The organism is Metabacillus sp. KJ11-3, assembly GCF_055808295.1.
The window spans coordinates 3,779,948-3,805,452 of the sequence record NZ_CM147865.1; the positions used below are offsets into that span (position 1 = coordinate 3,779,948).

Annotated in this window: 31 protein-coding genes; 19 read left to right on the forward strand and 12 right to left on the reverse strand. The window is 35.5% G+C overall.

Going from position 1 to position 25,505, the window contains the following annotated elements; translation table 11 throughout:
• Window positions 1-16: 16 nt before the first annotated feature.
• From AC0L8O_RS18785 to AC0L8O_RS18800, 4 genes are all read right to left on the reverse strand, one after another.
• Window positions 17-313 carry a TIGR04104 family putative zinc finger protein gene (locus tag AC0L8O_RS18785; RefSeq protein ID WP_473444469.1) on the reverse strand — a complete coding sequence of 99 codons (297 nt, stop codon included), beginning with the start codon at window positions 311-313 and terminating at the stop codon, window positions 17-19.
• Between the two features lie 191 nt (window positions 314-504).
• Window positions 505-1,185 carry a DUF3600 domain-containing protein gene (locus tag AC0L8O_RS18790; RefSeq protein ID WP_473444470.1) on the reverse strand — a complete coding sequence of 227 codons (681 nt, stop codon included), beginning with the start codon at window positions 1,183-1,185 and terminating at the stop codon, window positions 505-507.
• Window positions 1,182-1,697, reverse strand: a complete 516-nt coding sequence (locus AC0L8O_RS18795; RefSeq protein ID WP_473444472.1) for a sigma-70 family RNA polymerase sigma factor — start codon at window positions 1,695-1,697, stop codon at window positions 1,182-1,184. The genes AC0L8O_RS18790 and AC0L8O_RS18795 overlap by 4 nt, the downstream gene beginning before the upstream one ends.
• A gap of 925 nt (window positions 1,698-2,622) precedes the next feature.
• Entirely contained in the window at window positions 2,623-2,760 is a 138-nt protein-coding gene (locus AC0L8O_RS18800; protein ID WP_473444474.1) for a DUF3953 domain-containing protein, read from the reverse strand.
• A 187-nt stretch (window positions 2,761-2,947) separates the two neighbouring features.
• Between AC0L8O_RS18800 and AC0L8O_RS18805 the strand changes: the two genes are divergently transcribed.
• Window positions 2,948-3,142 (forward strand): hypothetical protein, encoded by a 195-nt coding sequence (locus AC0L8O_RS18805; protein WP_473444476.1) that lies wholly within the window; start codon window positions 2,948-2,950, stop codon window positions 3,140-3,142.
• Between the two features lie 230 nt (window positions 3,143-3,372).
• On the opposite strand, the gene AC0L8O_RS18810 is transcribed toward AC0L8O_RS18805, so the two are convergent.
• Both AC0L8O_RS18810 and AC0L8O_RS18815 read right to left on the reverse strand, forming a co-directional pair.
• Window positions 3,373-3,933: an AAA family ATPase gene (locus tag AC0L8O_RS18810; protein WP_473444479.1), complete on the reverse strand. Its 561-nt coding sequence runs from the start codon at window positions 3,931-3,933 to the stop codon at window positions 3,373-3,375.
• A gap of 147 nt (window positions 3,934-4,080) precedes the next feature.
• Complete coding sequence (locus AC0L8O_RS18815) at window positions 4,081-4,995, reverse strand: phosphatidate cytidylyltransferase (RefSeq protein ID WP_026560340.1); 915 nt, start codon at window positions 4,993-4,995, stop codon at window positions 4,081-4,083.
• A 79-nt stretch (window positions 4,996-5,074) separates the two neighbouring features.
• Here AC0L8O_RS18815 and AC0L8O_RS18820 point away from each other — a divergent pair, with 79 nt between their 5' ends.
• Entirely contained in the window at window positions 5,075-5,620 is a 546-nt protein-coding gene (locus AC0L8O_RS18820; protein WP_473444481.1) for a hypothetical protein, read from the forward strand.
• Window positions 5,621-5,651: 31 nt separating this feature from the next.
• On the opposite strand, the gene AC0L8O_RS18825 is transcribed toward AC0L8O_RS18820, so the two are convergent.
• From AC0L8O_RS18825 to AC0L8O_RS18835, 3 genes are all read right to left on the reverse strand, one after another.
• Window positions 5,652-6,524 carry a Cof-type HAD-IIB family hydrolase gene (locus AC0L8O_RS18825; RefSeq protein ID WP_473444483.1) on the reverse strand — a complete coding sequence of 291 codons (873 nt, stop codon included), beginning with the start codon at window positions 6,522-6,524 and terminating at the stop codon, window positions 5,652-5,654.
• 167 nt (window positions 6,525-6,691) lie between these two features.
• Complete coding sequence (locus tag AC0L8O_RS18830) at window positions 6,692-7,039, reverse strand: YlbF/YmcA family competence regulator (RefSeq protein ID WP_026560343.1); 348 nt, start codon at window positions 7,037-7,039, stop codon at window positions 6,692-6,694.
• 92 nt (window positions 7,040-7,131) lie between these two features.
• The gene (locus tag AC0L8O_RS18835; protein WP_473444485.1) at window positions 7,132-8,265 is read right to left on the reverse strand and encodes a DUF445 domain-containing protein; all 1,134 of its coding nucleotides are present in this window, start codon (window positions 8,263-8,265) and stop codon (window positions 7,132-7,134) included.
• A gap of 116 nt (window positions 8,266-8,381) precedes the next feature.
• Between AC0L8O_RS18835 and AC0L8O_RS18840 the strand changes: the two genes are divergently transcribed.
• From AC0L8O_RS18840 to AC0L8O_RS18875, 8 genes are all read left to right on the forward strand, one after another.
• A complete protein-coding gene (locus AC0L8O_RS18840; protein ID WP_473444487.1) occupies window positions 8,382-9,752 on the forward strand; it encodes a YheC/YheD family endospore coat-associated protein in 1,371 nt (456 codons plus the stop codon).
• Window positions 9,753-9,995: 243 nt separating this feature from the next.
• On the forward strand, window positions 9,996-11,093 hold the full coding sequence (locus AC0L8O_RS18845; protein WP_473444489.1) for a YheC/YheD family endospore coat-associated protein: 1,098 nt from the start codon (window positions 9,996-9,998) through the stop codon (window positions 11,091-11,093).
• A complete protein-coding gene (locus tag AC0L8O_RS18850; RefSeq protein ID WP_473444492.1) occupies window positions 11,086-12,459 on the forward strand; it encodes a YheC/YheD family endospore coat-associated protein in 1,374 nt (457 codons plus the stop codon). Before AC0L8O_RS18845 ends, AC0L8O_RS18850 begins: the two co-directional genes overlap by 8 nt.
• A complete protein-coding gene (locus tag AC0L8O_RS18855) occupies window positions 12,446-13,492 on the forward strand; it encodes a YheC/YheD family endospore coat-associated protein (protein ID WP_473444494.1) in 1,047 nt (348 codons plus the stop codon). The genes AC0L8O_RS18850 and AC0L8O_RS18855 overlap by 14 nt, the downstream gene beginning before the upstream one ends.
• Window positions 13,493-13,551: 59 nt before the next feature.
• A complete protein-coding gene (locus AC0L8O_RS18860; RefSeq protein ID WP_473444496.1) occupies window positions 13,552-13,761 on the forward strand; it encodes a YheE family protein in 210 nt (69 codons plus the stop codon).
• A 47-nt stretch (window positions 13,762-13,808) separates the two neighbouring features.
• Window positions 13,809-14,000: a hypothetical protein gene (locus tag AC0L8O_RS18865; RefSeq protein ID WP_473444498.1), complete on the forward strand. Its 192-nt coding sequence runs from the start codon at window positions 13,809-13,811 to the stop codon at window positions 13,998-14,000.
• 91 nt (window positions 14,001-14,091) lie between these two features.
• Entirely contained in the window at window positions 14,092-14,988 is an 897-nt protein-coding gene (locus tag AC0L8O_RS18870) for a PucR family transcriptional regulator (protein WP_473444500.1), read from the forward strand.
• Between the two features lie 127 nt (window positions 14,989-15,115).
• Entirely contained in the window at window positions 15,116-16,228 is a 1,113-nt protein-coding gene (locus AC0L8O_RS18875) for an ABC transporter ATP-binding protein (RefSeq protein WP_026560352.1), read from the forward strand.
• 40 nt (window positions 16,229-16,268) lie between these two features.
• Here the strand turns inward: AC0L8O_RS18875 and AC0L8O_RS18880 are convergent, their stop codons facing one another.
• Complete coding sequence (locus tag AC0L8O_RS18880) at window positions 16,269-16,511, reverse strand: hypothetical protein (RefSeq protein WP_473449026.1); 243 nt, start codon at window positions 16,509-16,511, stop codon at window positions 16,269-16,271.
• A 379-nt stretch (window positions 16,512-16,890) separates the two neighbouring features.
• Here AC0L8O_RS18880 and AC0L8O_RS18885 point away from each other — a divergent pair, with 379 nt between their 5' ends.
• From AC0L8O_RS18885 to AC0L8O_RS18895, 3 genes are all read left to right on the forward strand, one after another.
• Complete coding sequence (locus AC0L8O_RS18885; protein ID WP_026560354.1) at window positions 16,891-17,109, forward strand: alpha/beta-type small acid-soluble spore protein; 219 nt, start codon at window positions 16,891-16,893, stop codon at window positions 17,107-17,109.
• 195 nt (window positions 17,110-17,304) lie between these two features.
• Window positions 17,305-17,430: a hypothetical protein gene (locus tag AC0L8O_RS18890; protein WP_275955425.1), complete on the forward strand. Its 126-nt coding sequence runs from the start codon at window positions 17,305-17,307 to the stop codon at window positions 17,428-17,430.
• A gap of 95 nt (window positions 17,431-17,525) precedes the next feature.
• Window positions 17,526-18,146: an NAD(P)-dependent oxidoreductase gene (locus AC0L8O_RS18895; protein WP_473444502.1), complete on the forward strand. Its 621-nt coding sequence runs from the start codon at window positions 17,526-17,528 to the stop codon at window positions 18,144-18,146.
• A 32-nt stretch (window positions 18,147-18,178) separates the two neighbouring features.
• On the opposite strand, the gene AC0L8O_RS18900 is transcribed toward AC0L8O_RS18895, so the two are convergent.
• Together AC0L8O_RS18900 and AC0L8O_RS18905 are read right to left on the reverse strand one after the other, a co-directional pair.
• The gene (locus AC0L8O_RS18900; RefSeq protein ID WP_473444504.1) at window positions 18,179-18,496 is read right to left on the reverse strand and encodes a YbjQ family protein; all 318 of its coding nucleotides are present in this window, start codon (window positions 18,494-18,496) and stop codon (window positions 18,179-18,181) included.
• Window positions 18,477-18,680, reverse strand: a complete 204-nt coding sequence (locus AC0L8O_RS18905) for a hypothetical protein (RefSeq protein ID WP_473444506.1) — start codon at window positions 18,678-18,680, stop codon at window positions 18,477-18,479. Before AC0L8O_RS18905 ends, AC0L8O_RS18900 begins: the two co-directional genes overlap by 20 nt.
• Window positions 18,681-18,883: 203 nt before the next feature.
• Here AC0L8O_RS18905 and AC0L8O_RS18910 point away from each other — a divergent pair, with 203 nt between their 5' ends.
• From AC0L8O_RS18910 to amyS, 6 genes are all read left to right on the forward strand, one after another.
• Window positions 18,884-19,204 (forward strand): hypothetical protein, encoded by a 321-nt coding sequence (locus tag AC0L8O_RS18910; protein ID WP_026560358.1) that lies wholly within the window; start codon window positions 18,884-18,886, stop codon window positions 19,202-19,204.
• 133 nt (window positions 19,205-19,337) lie between these two features.
• The gene (locus tag AC0L8O_RS18915; protein ID WP_026560359.1) at window positions 19,338-19,865 is read left to right on the forward strand and encodes a universal stress protein; all 528 of its coding nucleotides are present in this window, start codon (window positions 19,338-19,340) and stop codon (window positions 19,863-19,865) included.
• A gap of 125 nt (window positions 19,866-19,990) precedes the next feature.
• Window positions 19,991-21,301 (forward strand): protoglobin domain-containing protein, encoded by a 1,311-nt coding sequence (locus AC0L8O_RS18920; RefSeq protein WP_473444508.1) that lies wholly within the window; start codon window positions 19,991-19,993, stop codon window positions 21,299-21,301.
• 185 nt (window positions 21,302-21,486) lie between these two features.
• On the forward strand, window positions 21,487-22,863 hold the full coding sequence (nhaC, locus tag AC0L8O_RS18925) for a Na+/H+ antiporter NhaC (protein WP_473444510.1): 1,377 nt from the start codon (window positions 21,487-21,489) through the stop codon (window positions 22,861-22,863).
• 83 nt (window positions 22,864-22,946) lie between these two features.
• A complete protein-coding gene (locus AC0L8O_RS18930; RefSeq protein WP_473444512.1) occupies window positions 22,947-23,489 on the forward strand; it encodes a DinB family protein in 543 nt (180 codons plus the stop codon).
• A 494-nt stretch (window positions 23,490-23,983) separates the two neighbouring features.
• Window positions 23,984-25,462, forward strand: coding sequence for an alpha-amylase (amyS, locus tag AC0L8O_RS18935; protein WP_473449028.1), 1,479 nt, complete (start codon window positions 23,984-23,986; stop codon window positions 25,460-25,462).
• Window positions 25,463-25,505 lie beyond the last annotated feature (43 nt).

Sequence of the window (25,505 nt, forward strand, 5' to 3'; positions counted from 1 at the left end):
TAACTTTGAGGAAACGTTAAGTAGCTGTAGTATCTTTAAATCTTACTAAGTACGGAGCTAATAGTGATCCAATAAATGCTATGAACAATCCAACACCTAGTGTTAAAAAAGCATTATTAAAGAGTGATAGGAAATTAATGAAAAGTAACATTGGGATTATTGTAAGAAAAGTAACGATAAAACGCCCTTGGAAAGTAATACGATGCTTTGTACTACACTTGCCACATATTATTGGTTTATAAACCCATCCCCAAAATGACCGATAAATGTTTTTCCAACCAAAAGGTAAATTGCATTTCTGGCATTTTTGCATTCACAAGCACCACCATTTAGTTATTATTCAGTAGATCCCTTCCAAGATCAAAGATTCCTTAACAACTTGTTCCAATTTTAACATATATACCACATTGTTATGTAACAATATTTACCAAAAGCAGAAGAGGCGTTTCTCCTTGGTTGAGAAATCGCCCGATAGCTTGTTTTGAATTAGATATTGATTTAACCTTACAGCTGTTTATCATTAACATACATGATAAGAGCTTCTGCTTCAGCAAAGTCCTCCCTTAAGTAATTTGGAATCTTATCTATTTCACCAGAATTTTCCATGTCGCATTGAGCCATTATTTGTTCGTATGTCATTAGAGCATCTATGTAATTTTCATATTCTTTTTTTGTTAAAACCTCTTCACTTAATTTTTGCCCATTCAGTTTATCAAAGTATGGTTGAATTTTATGTAATACCTCCCTAATATGGTTTAGTTCTGCTATTGGAATTTGGGAGTAATCAATATTTCCATACTCATTACCGTATTCAAGCTTAGAAGTCGTAATGACAGTTAATAACTCTTTGAAATGTAAATATTCGTCTTTTTCTAAATCACCTTTCACATGTGATAATTTTGCATCCAAAAGCAAATAACTTTCCATAGTAGCACTTGATATATGTCTTTTAATATTTTCATATGATCCATATAACTCATCTGCAAGAAAGGTTTGATAAGCCCAAGCACCTGATGGAATAAGCAAACAAACCGTAAAAGCACCTGCTACTAAGCGTTTCCTAATGTATATTTTTATCTTACCTTTCATTTCACCCTTTGCTTTTTTTACTCCCCTTTTACTTCTTTTATGAAGTTCTACTGGAATTTCTATATTTGCTATTTCTTGCTTTAAGTGGTTATTCATAATTCGCCTGCCTCCTTTACATTTTTTCGGAGTTTATTTATCGCTCTGTATAAAACAGTTTTAGCTGTTCCTAAAGGTATATCTAATATTTCGGATATTTCCTTTATGGTATGATCGTGATAAAACCTCAATAAAATAACACTCTTCTCATCCTCTTGAAGAATATCTATTAATTCTTGTACTGATAATAAAGGCAAGTATTGTTCTTCTTCAGCAATTAAATTCTCAAAATCTGCTATTAAAGGTACTACTTTTTTATTTTTTCTAGTTACATTTATTGCACAGTTTATTGTCATTCTTATTATCCATGTTTTGAAATACTCTGGTGTTCTTAATGTGTTTATTTTTTTAAATGACTGATATGCTACTTCTTGTACTACATCTAGAGCATTATCCTTATTTTTCACATAAACATAGGCTGTACGATAGATGTCCTCTTGAAGCTTTTGGAAAAGCTTCAAGAAAGCCTTGTCATCCCCTTTTTGTGCCTTCTTCACCAAGCGAATATTCAAATTAGGACTCCCCCTTTCTTTTTATCCTCATTTATTAGACAAATAACAACCAATTTTGGCTTGAGTATTTTTTATTTTTTTCAAACATAAGATTCGGTAAAGATAATTCTTCCGCTCAAAACTACTTATGAGTCAAAATAGTATTCAAATCCAATACTCCTCCAAAAAGCCACCAAACCCAGAAGTATTTAACATAAAATTCCAGATCTTCAGTAAATAAATCCCCTGAATTTTATACAACTAAACTAAACGTTAGCCCAGCTATATATGATTTAGATGGTAATTTAGTAACATTTGATTTTGATAAACTGTCAGTAAGATTTGGTGAAGTTAAAGAACTACAAATTTTAGAATTAGAGATCAATAAAGCAACATGTGAACCTAAAGTAACTAATGGAGTAAAAAGCTATGCAGTTAGTGCAGCAGCTAAAGGTACCTAAGGAGATCATATGATTGCTGCACTTAAAGATCACTTTGGTGTTACTATTATCGAAGTTGCATTAACTGGTGTTTATGGGGATATTTGCAGAATGTCTTAGTTAAAGAGTTTGGAATATGAACAAGAATTTAAAGCTATATTTTGTGGATATTATATATTTTTCCCCTTAGTATTTATTATTAGTTTCTTTATTTGGATGTATCTGATTAAACAAAATCATTTATGGACTGTATTATCAGATTGTACATCTGTAATCGGGTTGCACTATATAATTACTAGTATTATTTTTGTCTTTTATTATAAAAACAAAATATGATACATAAAAAAGTTAAACTCTATTACTAGATGTTTAACTTTTTTATCGGGTTTGTTTTTCTCTATTATTGATTGCTATAGTAACTTAGGAAAAAAAGTAGAGTTTTTTGCATTTGTGTTTATGTAATGCCAGCTTTTCTCTTAGCTGGTCTGGTGTAAATTAGTAGTTAGCTAGATTGATAAAAAACCTAGAAAGGAAATTAACAACAGAAATAAGCAAACAGCTATACAAATATTCGCATACATTTTTTGTCCATTTTGAAACTCCTCTATTCCCATCACCAACATCAATAAACTGAGAAAAAACATTGCATATCATAGTCTTTAGTAAACAACCCATAGCATCCAAGAATAATTATTATTACTGCAATTATCCTTCTTATCGTTTTTAGCATGATTCCCCCTTAATCAATTTGTTCTTCTTTAATAAGTATGAATTCTCACTAATTCCATATAATGGTATCATATAAACAAACAAGAAAGGAGAAAAAAATCCATGGGTTTTGTTACATTCCTAGTAGTAATACTTGTCGCATCAATTGTTGACTTTCTTTGGCTTGATACGGAGAGTAAGCGTTGGAACTTGTTAAAAAATGGCTCCAAACGACAACAATTAGGATTTTTTCTTTTCTTTATTGGGGCTTCTTCGATTCTTTATATTCTGTTTGGGGTTAAATTCTTGAATTCGTAACTTAATAAATGATTCAACTTAGAAGAACTTACATAACAAATTGCGCGAACATGGGGGACCTTTTTTATTTGCTGGCCTTGCATGCCAATTATTAAGTGCAATGAGGCACGCAATTCCCTCCATTTCTTGATGATTTCGAACCATAATCGCTGTTATCCCTCCATTGCGCGCAATTTATCGGCCATAGCTTGGCGATTTCCCATCATCCCCACTGATATCCTCTATAAAACCTATAATTGAAATCGATCTTTAATAATCTTAACTACTTCTTCTGCCCCCAAATTCGTATTGTTGATTTTTATATATTCTTCCCTAGCAATTTCTCCCTCATGGGAATTCAATCTGTATGTGTGCATCGACTCCTTTAATTCTCTTTCCGACCATTCTACATTTCTTTTGGTTGGCTTATGTTCAAGTCTATTAGGACTTTTATTTCGCTCAAGTCTTTCATCCAGGTCAGCCTCAAGTTCTACAAAGTAAACAGTCCCGCCTTTTGACTCGAAAATTCGGCAGACTTTATCAACATAATCCCAATCTGATTGATGATCAAATGCCCATACATATGTAAAAATCTTTCCATACAAGCTGCTTTTTGATACTTCTTCAAATAGTTCTTGTCGAAATAAGTTGACTAATCTTTTTCCTTCCTGTGTTCCGTAGTTAAAAAACGGATTGACCAAATCAATCGTCATATGATTATGAAACAGCTTTAGTTTAGTCAATTTAGCTAGTTCTTGACCAACTGTCATTTTTCCAACTGCCTGCGGACCAAAAATTAAAACAAATTTCATAAGGCCCCCTCCTTAAAACCAATAATAAAGTAAAGGTATTCTCTTTATCGCCAATAATTCCTCCCTTAAACTTCTTTCAATTTCCCCATAAAAAGAAGGCGTTACCCTTGATTAGGATAAACGCCTCGTATGCGGAGCAATTAGTTTTTACATAAAATCAAAAAAATAACGAGTCACATGAAAAAATACAGGTGATGTATAAGCTAAACTATCAACACGAGTTAAATAGCTTTTGTGCAGCATTTTTAACTTCTCTTGATCTCCAATTAATAAATCTCTTCGTAAAACAGAAATCGTCAAGCTTCCGAAGAAACCACTTAAACTGATTAAAAGACCTGAAAATAGAGCAAATGTACTGTCAAATGGTGTTAAGTACGGATAGATGCAATATGCTGCAGCGATTGTGATTAATGTTGCTCCTATATATCCCTCCCACGTAATGGTCGGATTTGCTGAAGGAACAACCTTTCTTTTTCCAAGATAAGTAGAGATTAAATAATGGGCAATATCATTGAGCTGTGTTAAAACAACTAAAAATAAGACAAGATTCGCTCCGTATTCAGGTGTAGCAAATTGAAAATGTGCTAAGTGACTAAGTCCGAAAACCATCAGCATTAAGCCCCATTGAGTTGAACTAACGGAACGAAGAAAACCACTGGTTCCCTTGCCCAGTAATCGTGGAAACGGTAGAAACAAAAACACATAAACTGGTATAAAGACAATAAACATACCGTACCATCCGATAAAAATCCAATAAAACTGCACAGGAATCGCCAAATATGACCAAAGAAATAACCGTCGATCTGCTTTCCTTGTTTTCATCATTGAAAAATATTCCTTTAATGCAAAAAAGCATAACAACATCAATGAAAACAATGAAACAATGGGATTAAATAACGTAGCGATACAAAAGACCGCAAACATCCCCCACCATGTTTTGACACGCATGAAAACACCCGAAAAATCTTTTTTCGGTTGCTTTTTGCTCGTAAAGATAAAAATGAGATGTACACAACTTAAACTAAGAAAAATAATACCTAATGTCCAAAGGGTTGATATCACCTTTATTCCTCCAACTTTGTATTTCTATTGTATAATTAAGGATAGAATATTATGGAAGAATTTAAAAGAGGGAAACGAAATGACTTCAAAAACGTTTATTTATATTTTATTAACTGACACAGGAACATTATTTACTAAGTCTATTAAAAAATATACAAAAGCTCCTTATAATCATGCTTCCATTGCATTTGATGCACATTTAACTGAAATGTACAGCTTTGGAAGAAAAAATCCCAATAACCCTATTAACGGAGGATTTGTGAAAGAAGATATCCATACAGGAACATATAGTAAGTATCCTGAAACAACCTGTGTTATCTACAAGCTGGAAGTAACAAGCCGGGATGTGGAAAAAATGAGAAGGGTATTGAATGTTTTTATTAAGAATCAAAAAAGATTTCTTTATAATTTAATTGGTGTTTTAGGTGTTTCCTTAAATGAACCTGTTGAATTCAGCAATTCGTATTTTTGCTCACAATTCGTTGCTGAAATGCTTCATCGGTCCGGTATTAAGTTATGGGATAAACTCCCTGCCTTGGTAACCCCTGATGACTTTCGCAGAAATCCACATTTCCAACTCGTATATGAAGGAAAGCTAACGGATTATCCACTAATAAAAAAATAGAAGAAGGGAAAGTATAAACTCCCCCTTCTTCTTATTGATCAATTTTAATTTTACGTAAAAAATCCTGTCTTTGTTGCTTGCGAAAATGCTCTTTGACCATATAATCCACACCTTGTTGATTATTAGATCGTGTCACCCAATCAGCAGCACGCTTTACTTCAAACGGTGCATTCCACATCGCAACACCTAATCCAGCTGAAGAAATCATCCCGATATCGTCCTCAGCATCACCAATTGCCACCGTTTGATCTAAAGGAATGTTCAAATGACTCGCTAAAGCACGCAACCCATTCTCCTTTGATACTCCCTTTCTGACGATGTCAAAGCTAATTGATGACAAATGACTTCGAATATCGACCATGTCAAAAGCTTCCTTTACGACGGTCTCTGCTTCCTGTTTTTCATCTTCATGTTTAAAATGAACATCTATTCTCGTTGCAGAAACCGGTTCATCACGAAGAGTATCTCCCAGGGAATCCACAAACTGAACAGGATAAAACATCGAATCTGATGTATTGAGTATCGATTTGTTTAATAAATTCGGTGATACTTTTTTTCGATTTCCTATTGAAAATCTTTCATGTGTAAGACGAATATTACAATTGAAGTTTTCTAATACTTGCACAAGATTGAATGTTGTTTCTTCTGAAATCCGCTTTTCAAATAATGGCTTATCTAAATTTTCTGAGATGAATGCTCCGCCATGTGTAACGAGTAAAGAGTCCAGCTTTAATGCTTTTGCCAGCTTTCTCGCAGATTGAAAATGTCTATTTGTTACAAGCGTCACATACACTTCTTTACCCTTCACAAATTCAATTGCCTCTTTCGTGGATGGCTGAAGACGACCATTTGATCGAAGCAATGTTCCATCAATATTCAAAGCAAGTAATCGATAAGCAGTCACAACAGGTCCCCCTTCTACAGATGTCAAAACCTATTATGAAGTTATGTCCCTTTTAGGAAAAATAGAACAATAGATGGGACATGATAAATTTTCCGCAACAAAAAAACAGAACGGAACCTAGTCCATTCTGCATCAAATTTACAAATGTATATGTATATAGGGTCGTCTTACTGACTTCCGTACATTTCCTCAAGCGGCTTCATAATGATTTTGTTTAATTCTGTTACAACCATACTTAAACGTTGTTCTGCAGCCATTAATTGAGAGATTAATTCATGCTGTTGAACAAGCTGCACAGATTTTTGTGCCTGATCAATTTCATCCTGCGTAATTTCTTCACCTTGCATTTGTTTTTGCTGAAGGTTTAATTGAATATTACGGAAGTTTTCAAACATTCTGCTTGCAGATTCATCCGCATTCACTTCTTCATAAAGTCTTTTTAGGTTTTTGAAATCATCACTTTCACGTAGTGCTTTTTCTAAGTTGTATGCAACATCATATAAATTCTCTGACATATGATGAGCCTCCTTTCTAGTTTTAACCTATGTAGGCTCTTCCTTCACTATAACAAACTCTTTTCAAAATTGCATTTGATGTGAGGAATTTACTAAATAAACATGACAATGATTGCTTGTAATCCTCCAATGATTCCACCAAGCAGTGCCCCAAGATATGTAATCATCTTAAACTCTCTACGGGAAATAGAGAGAATAATGTCCTCCAGCCGGTCCACTGCAAAGGTTTCCACCTGTTCACGCACAACTTCTTCCAGCTTTAATTTCTTAAGCATTTCTTCAAGATGTGAGGTCAGATATTGAATGGAGAGAGTCACCATCTTCGGAAGCCATTCCTGAATGATTTTATCTTCATTTGGCTTTAAGTAAGCTGAGATTGGCTTTGATAGCAAATCCTGAACATTTAATGTCTCAACGACTGTATTTACTATTGTCGAGCCCTTCTCAAAGATGCCCCATTTTTGATCCAGTTCATCAAGAGTCATGTCTTGAATCTGATTCCATTCCCGACCAATTAATGTTGTGATGAGTACATGTGTTTCTTTGTTTTTCAAAAATTTCAAGACTTCGGGTTGAACCTTGTCTACAAGGCTTTCATTTCCTAAAAACATCCCGATCATATTTCCGAGCATTCCTCTAGTCGCCAAAAAGTCTTCGATCATTTTTTTGAGTTTTTGTTTGCCTTCATTACTTTCAAAATAGGAAATACCTTTATCAATAATAAATTGTCCAATTTTAGGGATGGCGACATATGCCTCATCTAACAGGTTTTTTGGAAGCAGTTCTTGAAGTGGTTTGCTTTTATTCTCGTGAACCAGCTCTTCATATTTTCCCTGTAGAAACGTTTTGAGTAGCACATCAGCCTTTTGCGATGGTTCGTTCACATTAAAAGACTCCAGAATTTGCTCAACAGATTTTTCTGAGTTCGTCACCTTTTTCACTTGTGTTTCTCCCCATGAAATGAGCTGGTCTTGAAACTCCGCTTGCAGAAATTTCCGTTTAATTCCTTCAGCTGTTAACAAATGCTCCACAACCATTTTTCCTAACTGAGTTGCAAGCTCATCTCTTCTCTTTGGAATCAATCCAGGTGTAAAAGGTACTCTTTTCCCTAAAAAATAGATTGCTTTATAGGGGCGAAATAACATTTTAATAGCCAGGGAGTTTGTCACTCCTCCAATTGCTGCCCCAACAATTATCATGATTAATGCTGTTATCATTTGATCCATTATCATCTACCTTCCACAACATCACCGATTTTTTTTCGTCACATACGATGTTATATCAACATCTGCCTAAGAACATTATAGAGGTTGGCTTCATCTCGAGCAAATGAGGGAATTACATGATACAAAAAACAATTGAAATTACAGAAAATGTAACTTCTAATCTTGATATATGTGAAATAAGTGTTGGCCTTAGAGAACATCTGGGTCTCTCCAAAAATATTCTTACTCTGAAAATTAGCTGCGGGATGCATACTGTGTCCTGTCCAATCGTATTTATAGATGAAGAGGATCTTAGTTTGTCCTTACCTGCCGGTATCTTTGATGAACTTCATCTACCACATCAAACCCTGTCACTTCAAGGACAATTAGTTAACCAAAGACATCTAAAGCTTGGTCCCATCATCGGTCTTTTAACTGAAATCAAAGAAAAAGATCACCATGTACACTTTGGATCCATCCATGAGTTTTGTAAAGAGCTTGCTGCATATTGTTATACCAATGGTTGTTTATTCTATATTTTTTCCTTTTCATCTTATAACAAAGAAATGATGCAGGGTTATTGTTTTCACCAAGATATATGGATAAAAACCATTGTGCCCTATCCTGACGTTGTACACAACCGAATTCATTCTCGAACCCTGGAAAAATCAAAGAAGTTTTTGGATCTTACGTCTGATTTAATTGAAAATAAAATACCGTATTTTAATGATCGCTTTTTAAACAAATGGGAAGTGCATCAAATTCTTTCAGCAAATGAACATCTCCTACCCTATCTACCTGAAAGTCAATTGCTAGAATCGAAGAACATATTAAAAAATATGCTCACTGAGAAAAAGGATCTTTTTATTAAGCCAATCAACGGTAGTCAGGGAAAAAGAATCTTTCGGGTAAAACAAACTGACGAAAATCAATACGTTCTCGATTACACAACATTTTCCGGAGATATCAACAAAGAATATCAAAGTTTTGAAGAGCTATTCAAAACATTATATCCCAGATTAAAAAAGGAAGGCTTCCTTTTGCAAGAAACAATTCCTCTTAAATCCTATAAAAATCGCACCCTTGATTTCCGGTTTTTATGTCATAAAAAAGACCGTCACCAATGGAAAGTTACTTCTGCTGTGGCAAGAGTATCAGCAGATCATCAGTTTGTCGCAAATTTAGCAAGGGGAGGCGAGATTTATAAAACGAAAGAATTGCTGCAAGAGCTTTTCGGAGAGAAAGAAGCAGGTCATTTGCGGAAATTATTAGCTGAACTTTCCATAGAAATAGTAGAAGTGATCTGCATTCAGGCTGGTGGAGAATTCGGGGAATTTGGTATTGACCTTTCACTAGATGAAAATGGTCACCCTTGGATCATTGAAGTAAATACAAAACCTTCAAAATCAGAGGATGATCTCAAATCCGGAAAAGTCCGGCCGTCAGCCAAATCCATTATCCAATATTGCCTTTTTTTATATGAACAAAAGCGCAAGCGCCTTGATTAGCCTAGGGCAAATAAGACGATTTAGAATAGAAGGCGTTCTTTGCCTTCAATTCTAAATTGGTTAGACCCAAGAGGGGCTAGGCGTTGGCAGTTTAAGAACGCGACGTACTGTCGCGAAAACTGCACTTGCACATCCTGTGCTTCGGAGCTGGATGTCGAAACGCTTATCCACAGTTCAAGAATTTTATCCTTTACCAGACGAGAACAAAGATAGCCGGCATTTTAGACAAAAGGAGTGTTGTGCTTGGAACGGATATCATTAGGAATAATGGCAGTCCACCTATCACATGAACATGGATACGTGACAGAGATTGCCAAACGAAGTTCTTCATATGGGATAAATTGTGTTCGATTTGTCCCTGCTTCTATTGACCCTATAGACTTAACGATTACAGGTGAAACGTTTGATCCACAAACGCAATCCTGGATAAGTGATACATTTTCAATTCCTCCATTTATTTATGACCGCTGCTTTTACAATCAAAGTAAAGCTTCTAAGAGATGTAAACCAATTGTCGAGTGGTTGAAAAAAAATCCTGTTACCACGTTTTTAGGATTTGGGTTACCTGATAAATGGAAGGTTTATTCTATCATTCAAAAAAATAACCATCTAAATTCATACTTACCTGACACTGAGCTGATTTCAACACCAATGCAAATTTTAAATCGCTTAAGAAATGATTCAAGTTGTTTATTGAAGCCTGTTGTTGGATCAAGAGGTATCGGCATTGTTGCCATTCACCAAACTCAAAAAGATATAACGATCACATACCATAGCGGTCCTGATAAAAAAACGAAATCGTTTGAACATGTAGAACGATTTATAGACTGGAGTGAACGTCTACTAAAGCAACAAAGCTATCTTCTTCAACCTCTCCTTCCACTTGTCGATCGTGAAGGATATCCATTTGATATACGCATTCTTCTCCAAAAGGATGCTGACGGTAGCTGGTCACTAGTTGAAAAAGGGGTAAGAAAGGGGTACCAAGGATCATTTTTATCAAATCTAACAACTGGTGGAGAGCCCGTTACCTATAAGCAGTGGTCTGAGCAGCTCACACCCAGTCAAAGATTTCTTCTTGAAGATGAGCTATCCACGATTACTTCACATCTTCCAACCCTACTTGAAGACAACTTTGGTCGACTATTCGAGCTTGGAATTGATATCGGCTATGCCAAAGACGGCTCAATCTGGGTATTGGATGTAAATTCAAAGCCCGGGAGAAAAACATTCATTGAAACAAAGCCTGAGTTAAAACACACACTTTACGATTCACCATTAGCTTATTGCAACTATTTGAGCTCGAAAAATAACCAAAAAGGAGCTACGATCATTGACTAAGATATACTCAATCCAACAAACGGATTCACAGGATTTTATGATTCATTTACCTAAACATTCACAGCTTGATGAAGAGATTCACTCCGTATCATTTGGTACGTTCATCATGCCTTGTGAAATTGTTTTTGAAGATCACTTACAAGATACGATTTTCGTTTCACAGGAAGTAGCCAAACAGCTTCTTCTCCCTGTTGGTGGAAGCACTACTCTTATAACACATGAAAACATTTTATATTTAGGACCTATTATCGGTATTTTTACAGCAGGATTTACCGAGTCACTATTACGACCAATTGGTGAGCGTTCTCTCTTTTTCGCGAAGTTCTTATCAATAGATGATTCACTGGGAATACACTCTTATGTGTTCGGAGCCCATCATATTAATTGGGAGGAAGGAACAATCGAGGGATACACATATGGAAAATCGGGCTGGAAAAAAGAACTCTTTCCATTCCCTAATGTTGTGTACGACCGTCTTCCTAATCGGCGGATCGAAAACCACAACGCACTTAAACTAGTCAAAAAACGGCTCACAGAAGAATACTCTATACCTTGGTATAACCCCGGCTTTTTCAATAAATGGTCCATTCATCAACTTCTCATTCATGACCATGATGCTTCCTTATATTTACCTGAAACCATTCATACACCAACAATAAGTCAAATGGAAGAGATGCTTGCAAAATACCAAAGCATTTACTTAAAACCTGCAAATGGCAGCTTAGGATTAGGCGTATATCATCTTATGTATTCTCGTGAAGATAATATGTATTACTCCAGATATCGTGACGACCATGAAATCAATCGACTCAGGAAATATCCTTCACTTGAAAGCTTTCTAAAAGCATGCTTTAAAGACAGACGGCTCTCAAGCTATTTAGCCCAACAAGGAATAAAACTAGCCCGAATAGATGGTAAACCGATTGATTTTCGCATTCATACAAATAAAGATGAACATGACGAATGGAGGGTTACCGCTCTTGCGGCAAAGGTTGCAGGCAGAGGAAGTGTAACCACCCACTTAAACAATGGTGGTGTTGTGAAAAGCCTGGAGGAAATTTACGATGATCCACAAGAGAGAGTGAAAGCCCTCCATTATTTAACAGAAGCTGCAATCAAATTAAGCGAAAGAATTGATCAACAGATTACAGGCTTTATTGGAGAAATTGGCTTTGATTTAGGAATTGATGTAGATGGAAGGATATGGATGTTTGAGGCGAATTCTAAGCCTGGAAGATCCATCTTTTCACACCCTGAGCTAAAAGATGCTGATCTATTAACCCGCAAAGCATCCTTGCAGTATGGCCTTTATTTATCAAAAAAAGCGATTCTTCAACCTGAGGAACTTGTAAATGGAGACCTATAAACACCCACTTGTTGGCATATTCGCAAGTAAGGGACAAAAAAAGGATACATTCCATGGTGATATCACTGTTTTTAAAGCCATTCAGAAGGAATTGAAAGAAAATGGTATTCTATCATTTGTTTTTACAACCGCCGGCATTCACGAAAAAGGTATAACAGGATATGTTTATTTTGAAGGTTACAAAAGATGGGGAAAGATCTCTTTCCCTTTTCCAGATCTAATTTATAATAGGATTTCAACAAGATCTGAAGAATCCTCCTTAGAATTTCAACATCTAAATGAGCTGTATAGACAGAAAGAAAAACCATTCTTTAATCCCTGCTTTTTCAACAAATGGGATTGCCACTTGATCCTTTCTCAAGAGAAAAACCTGCAAATTTACTTACCTGAGACCTGGATGTACACGAAACAATCAGATCTGGTTAAACTCCTTCATACATATCCTTCACTCTACGTAAAACCAGTAAATGGTTATAAAGGCAGCGGAATCATGAAAGTTATAAAAAACGAACATCACTTTACAGTTCAAACAACATGGGAAAAAAGGACACTTTCAAATGTAGAATTTTCAAATTGGCTGGAGAACTCTCTTAAACCTAATTTGTATATATTGCAGGAGGAAGTTCAAACGGATAAGTTTGAAACATGTAAATATGATTTACGGGTTCTTTGTATGTATACAGAAGGAAGATATACATCTGTTGGCATTGGGGTCCGTAAGGCGAGGAAAGAATCCATTGTTACACATGTCCCTAATGGAGGAGAGATTCTTCCCTTTCATAAAGTTCAAGACCGCTGTTCCATTAAGCAAATAGACTGGTTAGCTAATGAGGTCGGAAACACGTTAACAAAGAAGATTGGGTTCATTGGAGAATTTTCAATGGATATAGGTTTAACATCAACCGGTTCCCCTATTCTTTTTGAGGTGAATTCAAAACCGATGATATTTGATGAAAAGGATATTCAACATAAGCGGATTATTCTGTTAGGTGAACTCTTTCTTTCCCTAACCAAAAATTCCAGTATTAGGTAGCAGGAATTCCCCTCTTTTTGCCGTATCATTTCAATATAACAGGAAAGGAGCGGTTTTAGTTGATTACACATTTCCAATACAAACCAATGTTCAAACAAGCACATTTACCTGGTTGGCGAATTTCCTTTTACTTTCGTGGAGCACACTATGATGGGGTGTATCATAAAAATGGACAAATTGAGTGGGGATCCCAAAAGCCTCCTAAAGAAGCGGAAACAGACCTCCAATCACAAATTCACGAATTAATGCTTTTTCATGTTTATGAATGAGCATATCTCCTCTCGCACAAACTATGTGTCATAGGAGGGTTTAAAAGATGACCGATAAAGAATTAGGTGTAAAGCAGGATCTTGATTATGAAGGTAAAGACAAAGCTTATTTAGATATAGATCGCATCATTAATGAAGGGTTATCAGGTGGCTCTGTCCACATGAGGGAGGATTCTACAAATATTGAAGAAGCCCGCGATCTAATAGAAGAAGATCCTCCATATAATGCTGATAAGTAGACAGTTCATATCGAACTGTCTTTTTCCTTTTATACATGTTGTTTCTTACTTATAATAGAGGTATGGACAATGGATAAAAAGGAGTACTTTCATGTTAGATAACTTGATGAACCATTATAAAAACGCAATGACAACTACATATATTCCACATGATACGACTTATGACTGGTTTCAGACAGATACAGGTCAAGTTTTTGGTATTTCGAAAACAGCTATACACGATAATGAAAAAGAATTACTCTCCTCCCTCTTTCAACCATTAGAAAATATTAGTGAAGATTCATTTACAATCAGTCAACAAAAATGGTATACATTTTTATTTTCAGAAGAGATGGGACAATCTCCATTGCCTACTGAAAACGCATCTGTTCGTTTTTATTATTTTTTCTTAAAACAACCGATTGATGATAAACAAAACTTTGAAGAAGCTGTAAAAGGAATCATAAACTCCGAGCTTGTTATTTGGTTAAGCCTGTCACACGGAATCATTGTAGAAGACAAACCTCAAGTCACACTTGAAATAGATATGTTAAAAGACTTTAGTGATACACTGACAACCGACTTTTATGTTGAACCTTTTATTTATATAGGACAGCTACAAAAAAATGACGAAGATCTAAAGAAAAAGTTTTTATTAGAACAAAGCTGTTTTCATACTTTACATCGAACTAGTAATCGCGAGAAAGTGATGAGCTTTTATGAGGCACTTCCGATTCTCATCATGAGAGCCCCTACTGCAAGTAAAAAAGATATACTCTCAAATCATTTACTAGAGGCAATAGAGGACAAGGAACTTCACCATACGATTGAAGCATTTTTCCACTCAAATTTGAATGCATCATCTACAGCGAAAAGATTATTTATTCACAGAAATAGTCTTCAATATCGACTGGAGAAATTACTAGAAAAGACAGGATTGGATATTCGTACATTTTCAAATGCAGCCTTTATCTTTCTAGCAAGTATTTTGGTTCATTATGAAAACTAGGATAGCGTTTACAAGTTGCACAAAAGAGCCTAGTATTTTTCGTGCAACTTGTACGTTTACTTATTTAAGTGAAATCCCTTACAATAAAACCAAGTTAAAACGCTTTCAAATACGGGGAGGAATTAAAATGGCTGAGTTAAAATTAGATAATATTTATAAAATTTATGACAATAAAGTAACGGCGGTAGAAGATTTCAATCTTCATATCCAAGATAAAGAATTTATCGTATTCGTAGGTCCATCTGGTTGTGGGAAATCTACTACACTTCGTATGGTTGCAGGTTTAGAGGAAATTTCAAAAGGTGATTTCTTCATCGATGGAAAACGTATGAATGATGTTGCACCAAAAGACCGTGACATCGCGATGGTATTCCAAAACTACGCTCTATATCCACATATGAATGTATATGATAACATGGCATTCGGTCTAAAACTTCGTAAATTACCAAAAGACGAAATCGAACGTCGTGTAAACGAAGCGGCTAAGATTTTAGGACTTGAACAATACTTACAACGTAAACCAAAAGCATTGTCAGGTGGTCAACGTCAGCGTGTTGCTTTAGGTCGTGCGATCGTACGTGATGCAAAGGTATTCTTAATGGATGAGCCTTTATCAAACCTTGATGCTAAGCTTCGTGTACAAATGCGTGCTGAAATCACTAAACTTCACCAACGCTTACAAACAACAACTATTTACGTAACACATGACCAAACTGAAGCGATGACAATGGCTACACGCCTTGTTGTATTAAAAGATGGTCTTATTCAACAAGTTGGTTCTCCTAAAGAAGTGTATGACAAGCCTGAAAATGCGTTCGTTGGCGGATTCATCGGCTCACCAGCAATGAACTTCTTCAAAGGTACTTTAACAGATGGCAAATTCTCATTCGGAAAAACATCTGTAGCTGTACCTGAAGGAAAAATGAAATACCTTCGTGAGCAAGGCTATGTGAATAAAGAAATCTTAATGGGTGTTCGTCCTGAAGAAATCCATGATGAGCCTGTATTCATTGAATCTTCTCCAGCTTCAAAAATTACAGCTAAAATCGAAGTTGCCGAGTTAATGGGTGCTGAAACAATGCTTTACTCTGAAATCGATGGTCAATCTTTCGTAGCTCGTGTTGACTCTCGTACTGACGTAAAACCAGGTCAATCACTTGACTTAGCATTAGATATGAACAAAGCTCACTTCTTCGATAACGAAACAGAATTAAGAATTCGTCCAGCTGGCGAGAAATAAGATAAACATTGAGAGAGGGTCCATTCTGGCCCTCTCTTTCTTATTCTTGAATAGAAGTTGTTTCTTGATGCTGACAACTTGGACAGTAAAAATAATGTAAGCATAGATGATTTTCTAGTGAAGCTGGTTGACCATCATAGAGTTTCATAATGTCAATATCCATATATGCACTGTAATCATCAAAATAATCCGTTATCTTACCCTGATCTTCCATAATCGTATGACAATTTGGACATTGTAACGTTTTCTGCTCAAGCCCGTTACACAAAGGACATAAATGCATCATGTCATCCCCTTTATTACTCTCATAGCTATAGAATCCCAAAATAAATCATCATTTATGTAAGTTCTCTAGGATATTAGAATCTTTAAATATAAGCGTATAATTTTGAAAGCCTTGCTTCATAATACAAACAATCCCAGAGATTTTTTCTTTTCTTCTATACAACAAGCAATAAGAGATGAAAAAAATTACCAAAAAAAATGAATATAATAAAAGAAAAAATCCATAATACTTAGTAACAACAACGCAACACACAACCAGCTACCTTTTATCAATGGGTTACGCCGAGTTAGGCTATGAAGGACAACTTCCTCCATATGTTGGTGCAATCCCAGCTAACCCAACCATTAAAAACCTATTATGAGGAGATGAATATAAGATGGCACAAAATAGTTCAAACAGCAATTCGTCAAATCAATTAGTAGTACCAGGAGCAGCTCAAGCAATTGATCAAATGAAGTATGAAATCGCTTCTGAGTTTGGTGTTAACCTTGGTGGAGAAACTACTTCACGCGCTAACGGTTCTGTAGGTGGAGAAATCACTAAGCGTTTAGTATCAATGGCTCAACAATCTATGAGCGGATTTTCTCAACAATAACAATTCCATATAATTGGCTAGAGACCAACACAATGTGTTGGTCTCTTTCAGTTGAATGAAAATGTATCAAACAAGTTCTTTCGACCATATAGTATAAGTAAACCCTCAAATGATCTTATATGTTTTCACCATCATTCCTCGTAGAGAAAATGACTTCCCTATTCACATACCTTTTTTGAAAAGGAGCTGAATGATATGTTTGATGCGATTGATTGGAAGCAAGTTGGGTTTGTTGGTTATACATTATTTCATGAATATATGATATATGTTCGTTTTCCACAAATATACTATTGGGATCAAGTAAAGAAAAAGTCAGATTAACCGTCAATCCTCTATTAAGCATGTTTATTTCCATTATTTACGGATATACGTTACATTAGTGAAAACACAGCATAATTAAGAGGTGAGTTTTAGTAATGAATATCGCATTATTTGGGGCAACAGGACGTGTGGGAAAAGAACTTTTATCTTCTCTTTTACGTGATGGTCATTTCATCACAGCACTTGTTCGCTCTCCTGAGAAAGTGGATGTAGCATCACCCAACTTAAACGTCATAGCAGGTGATGCAGCACAGTATGAAGATGTTTTAAAAACAATCAAAAACCAGGAAGCTGTCATTAGCGCATTAAGCACAGATGGTCAACAGCTTCTCTCAACAGCAACTCCTCATATCATCAAGGCGATGGAGTCCAATCAAATCAAGAGGATTGTAACAATTGGAACGGCAGGTATCCTCCAATCCCGATCTCAACCGGATCTATATCGATATCAATCAAACGAATCTAGAAGAAAAACAACAAGAGCCGCTAAAGAACATGTAACAGCCTATCAATACCTTCAATCCAGTTCCTTAATGTGGACGATTGTATGCCCAACTTATCTTCCAGATGGAACCTTAACGAAAAATTACCGTTTTACTCCTGACTTTCTTCCTCCAAACGGAAAGGAAATCTCTGTCCAAGACACAGCACATTTTGCTTATCATGAACTTTTAAACAATAAATTTATTTATAAACGAGTTGGGATTTGCTACTAAAAAAAGGGCTGGCAGCCCTTTTTTCTTTTCCATTACTCTTCTACTGTAACTGCAGTTCCATATGCAATAATTTCTGATGCATTTTGCATGACCGCGGATGATTCAAGTCTCATACATACAATGGCATTAGCACCCTTTTCTTTCGCGTCCTCAACCATACGAAAGATCGCTTTTTGCCGAGCTTCTTCCATCATTTCTGTGTATTCTTTTAGTTCGCCGCCAACAATTGTTTTTAACCCGGCCATTAAATCTTTTCCAATATGTTTAGATTGAACAGTACTGCCTCTAACAAAACCCTTATATTCCTTTGTTGCTTTACCTGGAACTGTCTCAGTAGTCACGATAATCATTTTTGTCGTCCTCCTTTTTTTCATCTATTCGAATCTTAATAAAGGTTATAACTAAAACAAGCAATGAAAGAAAATAAATGAAAAAGAATCCAATGGCGATTTTTATGTTAATAAATAAAAAAATAATTCCAACAATCTGTGTCATAACGGCAGAAAACATGCTTATGTACTTTAGTTTTTCCATCCCCATCTTCCTTCCTCTCTTCACCTTCTACTATACCTTGTTTCCCTTTAAAGATGAATGGTTTTCATCCGACATTATACGTCGCATAGGTACTAAGAACTATCGCAGGACTATTGTCGTATTTTCCTTCAAATAGGTTTCTCACCAAACAAGAGGAGGTAAGTAAAGAGAAAACAAACAACATTTTTCATGGAGGAATTCATATGAATAAACCCATTACATTACAATTCTCATTTAAAAATCATTTACGAATTGATCAAGTGATAAAAATTAGTCAATTAGCAAAATCCTATAACGGAAGTATTTACTTAGTCACGAGAAATAAAAGCGTTATCAACGCTGAAAATTTCACTACCTTTATTACCTATTTATTAACGGTTAAAAACGGACAAGAAATAACGTTCATTATTAATGGAGAATATTCACATTTAAAATTAAACGATTTAAAGAAGATCATTTCTTCAGAAGCAAAACTAGCGAAAAAACCAATGTTACAACCAGCTATGAAAGCAAATATGGAGTAAACAAACTAGGAGGAATCATTCATGGTACGAACTATTTTAATGGTCGTTGGAGCAATTGTCGTTATTAGCATCTTACTTAATTTCATTTTTTAATTTGGTCTTATCAAAATCCAATTTGAAAGGATGATCTTTCATGAAAGAACTTAACCATTTAATTGTTGCATTTGACGGGACAGACGATAGTAAAGATGCACTTGAATTAGGAATTAATATGAGTAAAAAAATGAACTCTCAATTATCAGTCGTATATATAGCTAAAGAAAAATCACTAAATCCCTTAACAGACCAGGATCAAACACCTTTAATTTCACCCGTTCACTCTTATCCGGTTGGAGAAATGAGAAACTACCCTGCAATACCTGTACCACAGGACCAGGAACTTAACCCTGAATCATCTGAAGTTTTTCCTGACAAAAGTCAAGAAGAAATCGCTCTGGAAACCGAGGCAAATCGTATACTTCAACATCACCATGCGAAAGCAAATGTCTCTGTATCCTACGGTGAACCTTCTGATGCAATCGTCTCCTACGCCCAAGAAAATGAAGGTGATTTGATCATCGTCGGTAACCGTAATATTAGCGGATTAAAAAAATTAATTTTTGGCAGTGTCAGTGAAAAAGTCTCACAATTATCAACCATTCCAGTGTTGATAGCAAAATAATGTACTTTTTCTTAAAGGTAGAATTTATTTTCTACCTTTTTTATTTTTGTTAAAAACTAAATACTCTGATCATCCATGCCGATATACCTAGTAAGTATATATTTACGAAATGGGGAATTATTTTCATGGGTATCTTATCGTTTAGAAAAGAGAAGAAAGCCGTTAATTCAGTACAAAACGAAGATTACGAAGCACTTTTATCAAAAGTTGTTTTACAAATAGACGAACCGGAATTACTCTCACAAATCAACATGCTCGACATCACAAAACACGATCTCGCGATTGCATTGAAAGTTAAACCTTATATTGAAGAAAACATTCAAGAAATTGTTCAAACTTTTTACGCATCATTTGAAGCCGGACAAGGTCTTATTGATATTATTAACAAACACAGCTCTGTTGACCGCTTAAAAGAAACGCTTAAAGCACATGTTTTGAAAATGTTTGATGGACACATGGATGCTGAAGATGTGAAAAGAATGAGAAGAATCGCACATATCCATGTAAAAATCGGACTTGAGGCAAAATGGTATATGGCTGGATTTCAGCGGCTTCTTGCATCCGTTATTCATACAATTGAGCCACACTTCCACTCGAAAAGTGAAATTATACAAGTCATTCAGAGCATCAGTAAATTATTTAGCTTGGAACAACAGATTGTTTTAGAAGCATATGATCGTGAATATGCTTCTGTCCGAGCAGAAAGTGAGCATGAAAAACAGCAAATTCGTGCGGAAGTAAATCACCTGGCTGTACAATTAGCAGATACGACTGATCATACAAAAGCTTTTATACAGGAAATTCTCGCTCAATCACAAGAAATCGCTTCTTATTCGGTTGACCGTTCGGAAGCTGCCGCAACCGCGGAAGAACAAGCTCACCACGGAAAAAGTGATTTAGAAAAGCAAAGTAAACTAATGACATTCATTGAACAAAGCAATGTTGAAATCCTTGAAAAAATGAAGTCTCTGGAGCAAACATCTGAGAAAATTAATCAAGTTGTTTCAATCGTGACATCCATTGCGGAACAAACAAACTTATTAGCATTAAATGCAGCGATCGAATCAGCCCGTGCCGGGGAATATGGAAAAGGTTTTGCTGTTGTAGCAAGTGAGGTTCGCAAGCTTGCAGAAGAAACAAAAAGTTCTGTACAGGGTGTATCTAGCTTAATCACAAATATTCACACTCAAATTGACAGTATTTCCGACTCGATTAATAAAGTGGCAGATTTAACAACCAAAGGATCAGATCAAATGGACGATATGAGTTCATTTTTTGATACGATACTTGATATTATGAACAAAAATAAACAACAAAGTGAGCAAGCAAAAACAGACCTGACAAACTTTACAGATGTTATAAATGACGTCTCAAATGCGATCCATTCAATCGCCGACACTTCGGACCAATTAAAAGATATGGCAAAAACAATATAAAAAACACCCTAAAAATCAGTGAACTTTTTCACTGATTTTTCTTTTTGCAAATTAGTATATCAACAAAACGTTTATCGAATTTAGAACATTCATAATACTGTTTTAAATTGACACCAAAAACTAGACTGGTATAATACTTTTGTACGAAAAAGCGTAAAAGCGTTTAAGTTATAAAGGAGTATTTCATGAATAAAGAAAAAGGAATGTTTCATTTTAAAGAAGCTGTCGGGCTTCTCCTTCTTATATTAGCTGTTATTTTTCTAAGTTTATTTTTGTTAAAAACTGAACCACATATAGCGCTGCTCAATTGCTTGTTGGTAATATTACTAATTGGATTGTTACGAGGCTTCGGATGGAAAAATTTGGAGGATGGCATGATGAAAGGAATTCAAAGTGGTATCCAGCCAGTTGTTATTTTAGGATTAATCGGTATGTTAATTGGTGCCTGGATGAGCAGTGGAACCATTCCAACGATCATGACGTATGCCTTAACGATCATCAACCCCGATTACTTGCTTATCACATCACTATTTTCTTGTATGGTCATCTCAAGTTTAGTTGGAAGCTCTTTTACAACAGTGAGCACAATCGGAGTTGCTCTTATGGGGGCAGGAATTGCAATCGGCTTACCAATCGAATGGGTTGCCGGAGCTATTATCTCAGGAGCCTGTTTTGGGGATAAAATGTCTCCTATGTCAGACACAACAAATTTCGCTTCAGGTGTTGCAAAGGTTGATTTATTTACTCATATAAGACATATGTCTTTAACAACGATTCCGAGTATACTTATTACAACGGTTATTTTCTTTATATTGGGAAGAATGGCTCCTATCGATGTTACATCACTTAGTGAGATGAAAATCATGGTCTTGGCAATTGAATCACAAGTTAAGGTGAGCAGCTTAACCTTGTTATCTCCTATTATTGTAATCGTTTTGGCCATTAAACGAATACCCGTTATCCCTTCATTAATTATCGGTATAGTGACGGCGGCAGTAACGGCAGTCAGCATACAAGGAATTTCCTTTAGTCAGTTTCTACATGTCTTACAAAATGGTACATCCTTTTCAATTGAAAATGAACAAATAAGCAATATGTTAAATCGTGGCGGCTTACAATCTATGATGTGGTCGATTTCACTTATTCTAATCGCATTTGCTTTTGGAGGATTGTTGGATTCTCTTAACATCATTCCAACATTATTAAACGGGTTAATAGATCGAATTCATTCAAAAGGACAGTTGATTCTTTCAACAGCTTCTTCTTCGCTAGGTGTCAATTTACTTACTGGGGAGCAATACTTGTCTATTTTAATACCAGGGCAATCATTTAAGTCCCTATATGAAGACATGGAGCTGGATCGAAAATATTTATCTAGAACGCTGGAAGATGCAGGAACGTTAATTAACCCGCTTATTCCTTGGGGAGTTAGTGGTGCGTTCTTTGCTCAAACTCTAGGAGTCCCTGTTTTGGCATTCTTACCTTTCGCGTTTTTCTTATACCTTTCCCCTGTTTTTACTATTCTTTATGGATTTTTAAAGGATCGCAAGGCCGTCTCTTAATGAGGCGGTTTTTTCAGTTAAAAATTAACATTTTTATTAAGATGAGTTAACATGAAGATATAACTAGTATGGAGGCGGTAATAATGCTGGAACGTCCGAATATGAATGAATATCATTCTTATTTTGAGAGATACTTGAAGCTTGTTCCTGACAAAGAATTACAAGATATTCTAAAGAAACAACAAGAGACAACTATTCATCTCCTAAGTCATATAACCAGCGAACAAGCAGAATACCAATATGAGGCAAAAAAATGGAGATTAAAAGAAGTAGTCGGACATATGGCAGATGTAGAACGTGTACTGAGTTATCACCTTCTTGTCATTGCTCGTGGCGATACGGTCTCATTTACTCCCTTTGATAAAGATTTATTTATGACTAATGCAAATTTCAGACAACTTGATTTCAAGGACATACTTTCAGATTTTACGATTGTAAGACAATGTACCTCTTCATTGATTACCAGTCTTCCTGATGATTCATGGATTCGTACAGGAAAAGTATTAAACCACCCTATTACTGCACGTGCATTGGCATACATCATTGCTGGTCATGAACTACATCATCAAACAATTATCAAGGAAAGATATTTGATAAACAAAGATTCAGTGGAAAAAGGAAATTGAAACAACTTCCTTTTTCCTCCATAAAGTTAAAATCAGCTTGTTCCATTGCGCTCCAGGCATTCCACTATAGCTTTACTATATAATAGTAAATGCAACTTTGCGAAAATAACTTATAAGTAACAACCTTTGTTCCACTTCATCATAAACTTCAGGAAAAATCCTCTCTATTTTTAGTACACATTAAATGAAAAGTTATTATGTCAAATGAACTACAAGAGAATTAATTCATTAGGAAAATTATATCGTTTTCGATATATTCGAAATACTTTAACAATCCGTGTGATATAATCTTTAGGAAAGCGCTTGCATAAAAATCCGGGCCATTTTAGAAGAAGTGAGGTGACAGAGAGAAAACCCATTTGCTCATATCATATCTTTTTTGTGCAATCGTTTGCATATCTTTTATTTTGTTGGGAGGAATAGGTTTGAAATTATTAAGACGATTGATAGCCGCTTTACTTTTCACGGGATTATTCTTCACAGGATCTTTAGGGATATCGAATGCTAGTGCATACACAAATGGTACAATGATGCAGTATTTTGAATGGAATTTACCAAATGACGGACAACATTGGAACAAATTAAACAATGATAGTACTCATTTACAAGATTTAGGTATAACAGCAGTATGGATTCCACCAGCTTATAAGGGGACATCACAGAATGATGTTGGATACGGAGCTTATGATTTATATGATTTAGGTGAATTTAATCAGAAAGGTACCATAAGAACGAAGTATGGAACGAAAACACAACTACAAGATGCTATATCAAATCTTCATTCTAAGGGAATAAATGTATATGGTGATGTAGTTATAAACCATAAAGGTGGTGCTGATTACACACAATTAGTAGATGCAGTTGAAGTAGATCCAAATAATCGAAATTATGAAACTACTGGTCAATACCAAATTCAGGCTTGGACAGGTTTTGATTTTCCAGGAAGAAGCAATTCACATTCCAATTTCAAATGGCAATGGTACCATTTTGATGGAGTTGATTGGGATCAATCGAGAAGCAAAAATAGTCTATTCAAATTTCGCGGAATAGGAAAAAGTTGGGATTGGGAAGTATCTTCGGAGAAGGGTAATTATGATTATCTCATGTACGCAGATGTAGATTTTGATCACCCTGATGTTCAACAAGAACTAAAAACATGGGGTAATTGGTATGCCAATGAACTAAACCTTGATGGCTTCCGGTTAGATGCTGTTAAGCACATAAAACATTCATATTTAGGTGAATGGGTAACAAGTGTAAGGCAGAGCACAGGAAAAGAAATGTTTACTGTTGCAGAGTATTGGCAGAATGATTTAGGAGCAATTGAAAATTACCTTACTAAAAGTGGTAACACTCACTCTGCCTTTGATGTGCCATTGCATTATAATTTTCAACAAGCCTCAAATAGTAGCGGTCATTATGATATGAGAAATCTATTAAATGGTACTCTGGTAAAATCACAACCATCCAAAGCTGTAACTTTCGTTGATAATCATGATTCACAGCCGGGGCAATCATTAGAATCAACAGTTCAAAGCTGGTTTAAACCACTAGCCTATGCTTTTATATTAACTAGATCAAATGGATATCCCACACTTTTCTATGGTGATTATTATGGAACAAAAGGTTCATCTTCATATGAAATTCCAGCTCTTGGTACTAAACTTGATCCTATATTAATAGCACGTAAGACTTATGCCTATGGTACACAACATGATTATATTGACCATCATGATGTGATAGGCTGGACACGAGAAGGAGATAGTTCACATTCAAATTCCGGGTTAGCAACTCTTATAAGTGATGGTCCGGGTGGAAGCAAGTGGATGTATGTAGGAACGCAAAATGCTGGTGAAACATGGAGAGATATTACTGGAAACTCCTCTAATAATGTTACGATCAATAGTGATGGATGGGGTAATTTCTCTGTAAATGGTGGTTCCGTATCAATATATACACAGTCTTTAAAGTAACAGACCATAACTTTAAAATAAAGTTAGAGTAAAAGATTACACA